The sequence below is a fragment of the Bradyrhizobium sp. CCBAU 25360 genome, assembly GCF_028128695.1.
In the GTDB taxonomy this organism is placed as follows: Bacteria; Pseudomonadota; Alphaproteobacteria; order Rhizobiales; family Xanthobacteraceae; genus Bradyrhizobium; species Bradyrhizobium ottawaense.
The window spans coordinates 1-4,205 of the sequence record NZ_LBJA01000020.1; the positions used below are offsets into that span (position 1 = coordinate 1).

A 4,205-nucleotide genomic window follows, 5' to 3' on the forward strand; every position below is an offset into this window, starting at 1 on the left:
TGGAGCTTAGATATGACGGATCTTCCAAAGTCGGCTCAAGTCGTCATTGTCGGCGGCGGTATCATGGGTTGCAGTCTGGCCTACCATCTGACTCTTCGCGGTTGGACCGATGTGGTCCTGCTTGAACGTAAGCAACTCACCTCCGGAACGACATGGCATGCGGCTGGCTTGGTCGGCCAGCTCGGTGCAACGCACAATCTAACGCGGTTGGCCCAATATACGACCGAGCTTTATGGACAACTCGAACGAGAGTCGGGGCAAAACACTGGCTACCGCCAGATCGGGTCGTTGGCAATTGCCACTCATCAGGAGCGCTTCGAAGAGTTGAAGCGCGGAGCGTCAATGGCTCGTTGTTTTGGGCTGGAAGTAAACGTCCTCACCGCCAAGGAGGCGGGAGATCTTTGGCCATTAATGGCGACCGAAGATCTTGTGGGTGCGGTTCATCTTCCGAAGGATGGTCAGACCAATCCAGTGGACACGACGCATGCGCTGGCGAGGGGCGCCAGGCTTCGTGGGGCGAAGATATTCGAGGGCACTGCTGTAACCGAGATCGTAATCGAAAATGGCCGCGCGGTCGGTGTTCGCAGCAAGGACCACGAAATCGCCGCCGAGTTTGTGGTCAATTGCGCAGGCATGTGGGCGCGGGACCTCGGTGCAAGCGCGGGTACGACCGTGCCGCTTCACGCAGCCGAACACTTCTATATCGTCACCGAGCCGCTGCCAGACATAAAAAAACATCTTCCTGTGCTGCGTGATGCCGATGCTTGCACGTATTTCAAGGAAGATGCCGGCAAGTTGCTGGTCGGCTGGTTTGAGCCGGTTGCAAAGCCTTGGGGTATGGAGGGGATTCCCGAGAGTTTCGAATTCGATACGTTGCCTGACGATTTCGAGCACATCGAGCCGCTGCTTGAGGGGGCGATCCGTCGCGTTCCGATACTGGCGAAAACGGGAATCCAGTTGTTCTTCAACGGACCGGAGAGTTTCACTCCGGACGATCGCTATATGCTTGGCGAGACGCCGGAGGTACGAAATCTGTTCGTGGCGGCAGGCTTCAATTCCATTGGCATACGTTCCGCGGGTGGAGCAGGCAAGGTGCTTGCCGATTGGATCGTCGATGGTCACCCTCCGATGGACCTGTGGGACGTCGATATACGACGCGTGATGCCATTCCAGTCGAACCGTCGCTATCTCCGGGATCGAACGGTCGAGTCGCTTGGCTTGCTGTACGCGATGCATTGGCCGTTCCGGCAGGCGGAGACAGCGAGAGGTGTCCGACGTTCGGCGCTCCACGATCGCTTGCTCTCTCGGGGGGCCTGCTTCGGTGAGGTCGCGGGCTTCGAGCGACCCAATTGGTACGCGCCAAAGGGCTGCGAGGCCAAGTACGAGTATAGTTTCGGGCGACAAAACTGGTTCGACTATTCCGCCGAGGAGCATCTCGCGGTGCGTGAGAACGTCGGGCTGTTCGACCAGTCGTCCTTCGCCAAATTCGTGTTCGAGGGCGAGGACGCCGAGCACATTCTCAATCGGATCAGTGCGAATAACGTCTCGGTTCCCGTCGGGCGCATCGTCTATACTCAGTGGCTCAATGAGCGTGGTGGCATCGAGGCGGATCTGACGATCACCCGAGAAGGCGAAAAGCGCTTCCTCATCGTAACCGCTGTCGCCACGCAGGTCAGAGACTTGGCCTGCTTGAGGCGCAACATTCCGGAAGGTGCGCGGGCGCTGGCGGTCGACGTCACTTCGGCCTACTCCGTCCTTGGCGTGATGGGTCCGAAGTCCAGGAGTTTGTTGAGCAAGCTGACGGATGCCGATCTGTCGAACAGTGCGTTTCCATTCGCGACCTCGAAGGTTATCGATCTTGGTTATGCCAAGGTGCGGGCAAGCCGCATTACCTATGTCGGCGAACTGGGATGGGAATTGTACATCCCGACGGAGTTCGTCCAGGGCGTATTCGACGTTCTTTTCGAAGAGGGTGCTTCATTCGGCATGCGCCTTGCCGGGTACCACGCGATGAATTCATTGCGGATGGAGAAGGGATACCGGCACTGGGGCCACGACATCACGGACGAAGATACCCCGCTGGAGGCCGGGCTCGGCTTCGCGGTCGCTTGGTCGAAGCCGCAAGGCTTTGTTGGGCGCGATGCCTTGCTGCGTCAGAAGGAAGCCGGGCCCAAGCGCAAGATGGTCCATCTTGCGCTCGAGGATCCCGCGCTGCTGCTCTACCACAATGAACCGGTTTGGCACGATGGTCGTCTCGTAGGGCGAGTCACGTCCGGCATGTACGGTCATAGCATTGGAGCCTCTCTTGGTCTGGGCTATGTCGAGAACCCCGACGGCGGTGGAGTCGATGCGGCTTATTTGCAGGATGGCAAATTGGAGGTCGAGGTCGCAGGCGTGCGTGTGCCCGCCCGAGCTTCGCTACGTGCGTTCTATGATCCCGCCAACAATCGGGTGAAGGACGTCGAAGGTGCCGTTGCCGTTTCTGCGGCGGCTTCCTGAGCGGTAGGGTCTCATGTCTGAAATTAGCGTCGTATCTGCCAGCCCCCTTGCACAGAATTCGCCTGGCCCTGGATCGTCGATTAAACGAATCAATCGGCCCGACTTCGTCTTGACATTTTCCTGTCCGGACCGGATCGGCATTGTTCACGCTGTCTCTGGCTTCCTCGCGACCCATGGATGCAATATCCGAGACAGCGCTCAATTCTCCGATCGCAGCGTCGGCAAACTGTTCATGCGCATTTCGTTCGACGCGCTGGACAACATCGCAATCTCGCGCTTGCAGTCGGAGTTTTCAGAAGTCGGAAAGTCATTTGATATGACGTGGCAATTGCATGATTCCAGTTCGAAGCTACGGGTCATGATTATGGTCTCCCGCGCCGGACACTGCCTAAACGACCTTCTGTTTAAATATTCCACGGGAATGCTCGATGTCGAGATTCCATTAATCGTTTCGAATCATAAGGACTTCTATCGCCTCGCGGCCTCCTACGACATTCCTTTCCATCATCTACCGATCACTCCCGAGACAAAGCTGGCTCAGGAAGCAAAGCTAATGGAGCGGGTCGAGCAGGATCGCATCGATTTGATTGTGTTGGCCAGATACATGCAGGTTTTGTCGGATGGGCTCTGTCAGAAGATGTCGGGACGGGTCATCAATATCCATCACTCTTTCCTGCCAAGCTTCAAGGGAGCGCGCCCGTATCATCAAGCCCAGTCAAGGGGTGTCAAGTTGATCGGCGCGACAGCCCACTATGTCACTGCGGACCTGGATGAGGGGCCGATCATCGAGCAAGACGTCTTACGCGTTGATCACTCCCTCACGCCCGAGGAACTCTCAGCGGTCGGACGAGATGTGGAGGCCGCAGTATTGACGCGAGCCGTCAGGTTTCACGCGGAGAACCGCGTCCTGTTGAACGGCGATCGCACGGTGGTCTTTCGATGAGCATCACGATACAGGCGAACGGTACATGAGTGCAGTGATGATCAACGGCGTTGCCGCGGCGAGGCAGCTTCACGATGAGGTGCGCGGTGCCGTCGAAACTCTCGTGGATCGGGGGGCGACCCCTGGTCTTGCTGTTGTGCTTGTTGGCGATGATCCTGCAAGCTCGGTTTACGTTCGCAACAAGGTGCGCAGGTCGGTCGAAGCGGGATTGCGCTCGTTCCATCATGAGTTGCCCGCCTCAACCAGCGAGAGTGATCTTCTGGCGTTGATCAAGCGCCTGAACGCCGCCGAAGACGTTGACGGCATTCTCGTTCAACTGCCGCTACCCTCTCACATCGATGCCCAGAAAGTGACTGCCGCCATCGATCCGGCAAAGGACGTAGACGGTTTCCATCCTATTAATGTGGGCAACCTGTCGCTCGGCGCCCCCGCTTTGGTCGCCTGCACGCCACTCGGGTGTATGCTTTTGATCAAGAGCGTCCGTAAGGATCTTGCCGGGCTTTCGGCAGTCATCATCGGCCGTTCAAACATAGTCGGGAAGCCGATGGCACAACTCCTTTTGCGAGAAAACTGTACGGTTACCATCGCGCACTCCAGGACCGAGGATCTTCCTTCGGTCTGTTGTGGTGCGGACATTCTGGTTGCCGCGGCCGGACGGGCGGGGTTCATTCGTGGCGATTGGATCAAGCCTGGTGCAATCGTCATCGACGTCGGCATCAATCGCATCGAACGCAACGGCAAGCAGCAATTGGTCGGCGATGTG

3 protein-coding genes are annotated in these 4,205 nt (G+C 57.7%); all 3 read left to right on the top strand.

From position 1 onward, the window contains the following. Positions 1-12: 12 nt before the first annotated feature. The gene (locus XH81_RS04835; RefSeq protein WP_271596019.1) at positions 13-2,499 is read left to right on the top strand and encodes a GcvT family protein; all 2,487 of its coding nucleotides are present in this window, start codon (positions 13-15) and stop codon (positions 2,497-2,499) included. 88 nt (positions 2,500-2,587) lie between these two features. After that, positions 2,588-3,442, top strand: coding sequence for a formyltetrahydrofolate deformylase (gene purU / locus XH81_RS04840; RefSeq protein ID WP_271596021.1), 855 nt, complete (start codon positions 2,588-2,590; stop codon positions 3,440-3,442). Positions 3,443-3,467: 25 nt separating this feature from the next. After that, positions 3,468-4,205 (top strand): bifunctional 5,10-methylenetetrahydrofolate dehydrogenase/5,10-methenyltetrahydrofolate cyclohydrolase (locus XH81_RS04845; protein ID WP_271596020.1); only part of this gene is annotated, 738 nt, incomplete at its 3' end.